Source organism: Clostridium algifaecis, from assembly GCF_017874415.1.
Lineage (GTDB): Bacteria > Bacillota > Clostridia > Clostridiales > Clostridiaceae > Clostridium_B > Clostridium_B algifaecis.
On the sequence record NZ_JAGGLM010000049.1, the window covers coordinates 1 to 1,814 of the forward strand.

Annotated in this window: 2 protein-coding genes; both read left to right on the forward strand. The window is 29.4% G+C overall.

Features of this window, described 5'->3' with window-relative positions:
• Positions 1 to 155 precede the first annotated feature (155 nt).
• Positions 156 to 1,382 (forward strand): IS91 family transposase, encoded by a 1,227-nt coding sequence (locus J2Z42_RS14305; protein ID WP_209703439.1) that lies wholly within the window; start codon positions 156 to 158, stop codon positions 1,380 to 1,382.
• Between the two features lie 15 nt (positions 1,383 to 1,397).
• Positions 1,398 to 1,667 (forward strand): hypothetical protein, encoded by a 270-nt coding sequence (locus tag J2Z42_RS14310; RefSeq protein WP_209703440.1) that lies wholly within the window; start codon positions 1,398 to 1,400, stop codon positions 1,665 to 1,667.
• Positions 1,668 to 1,814: the final 147 nt, after the last annotated feature.

Consider the following 1,814-nt stretch of genomic DNA (forward strand, 5'->3'; position numbering starts at 1 on the left):
ATTTCTTAGGAATTTAAAAAAAATTGGCTCAAAAAAATAGCCCGTTAGGGCTTGAGAAATCTAAGTCTAGAAGTTCGAGGAAAATATTACAAGTAATATTTTGGAAGCATATTTTTGGTATAATTATTTCTAAAATTAGTATAGGGTTGATATAAATGCGTGGAGTAATAAAACAAATATTTGTTGATAATTGGGAAAAATTCCGTAAAATTAATAAAGGCAAAATTAGGGCTAACATAGATAGAGAAGTTTACAAAATGATTAACTGTGGGTCGTTAGACAATGGATTCATTGAATTTAAATGTGAAAACTGTGGAGAAATTAAGAGAGTTGGTTTTAGATGTAAAAGTAGATTCTGTACGTCTTGTGGTAAGAAGAAATCTGAAGAATGGTCAGATGAGATGGTGGCGAGGCTTGTTAATTCAAAGCATAGACATATGGTATTTACAATTCCAAAAGAACTAAGAATATATTTCGCACGTGATAGAAAATTACTATCTTTGTTACCCAAATGTTCAGCTAAAGCAATTATGAGTTGGTTTAGAGATTTAAATAAAAAAGAATGTTTTACTCCAGGAATAATTTCAGTTATTCATACTTTTGGTAGGGATTTAAAATGGAATCCCCATGTGCATTTGATTGTTACCGAAGGTGGGGCAGGCGAAATCACGGTTTGGAGAAATACCAGGCATATAAACTATACAGCATTAAGAAAAAGATGGCAGAAAATATTGCTAGATGAGATAGGAAATAATATTAAGAGTAGGAAAAAAGAGTTTAAAAGATTAAAAAATGAGCTATATAAAAGATTAAAAAATGGATTTTATGTATATGGAAAAGGAGAAATAAAAACAGCAAAACAAGCAGCAAGATATGTTGGAAGATATACTGCAAGACCAGCGATAGCTGAATCGAGAATAAAAAAATATGATGGTGAAAAAGTAACTTTTGTTTATGAAAGACATGAAGATGGACAGAAAGTTGAAGAAGAGCTTGATGTTTTTGATTTTATAGGTAAAGTAATAAGGCATATACCAGAAAAGCATTTTAAAATGATAAGATATTATGGAATATATGCTAAAAATACCAGGCATAAAAATAAATTTTTTAAACTTGTAGATGAGAAAGTAGCAGAGTTTAAAAGGAAAATGAATAATTGGCAAACAAGAATAGTACTTACATTTGGTGTGAACCCTTTAATATGCGAGAAGTGCGGAGCACAAATGAAGTTTCATGATATATATTACAAAAATAAAAGTATGAGAGAAAAATTCAGGAAAAAAATAATGAATGAAAATAAGAAAAAAATAGAAGAGCTAATGTATAGTTATGGTGTTATTAAAGGTATAATCCGTGATAAAATAGAGCCATTATATGTATAAAGGAAGGTTATTACTATGGCAAAAAAGAGTAAAAAAATAAAAGATAAACAAAGAGCGAAATATAAAGCTAAAATAAAAGAAAAACAAATTAAGGAAGAAGGCATTTTGTATATATGTACAGAATGTGGAGTAGAAGAATATATACCAAGAGATGTGGTTGAAATGTTTGATGAAATAGATGATGAAAATATAATTGAACCACCTACGTTTAGTTGCGAAAAATGCGGAGCTATAATGAGACCAAAAAAATATGAAGGTGTTCATGGGATAACATATGAATTTTAAACTGCAAAACATTAATATGCTACCGCATAAAAAGTATAGTTATATAAAAATATAATAATAAAAAATATAATAAAGCAGCCTAGTTAAAGGGCTACGCCCAAAAGAAGTTGAGCGAAGCGAAATAACGCGGCTATGGCCGCTTTTTTA

Excerpts from the sequence above, each read along its gene's own strand:
- J2Z42_RS14305 (WP_209703439.1), top strand. The coding sequence starts at position 156 with ATGCGTGGAGTAATAAAACAAATATTTGTTGATAATTGGGAAAAATTC.
- J2Z42_RS14310 (WP_209703440.1), top strand. The coding sequence starts at position 1,398 with ATGGCAAAAAAGAGTAAAAAAATAAAAGATAAACAAAGAGCGAAATAT.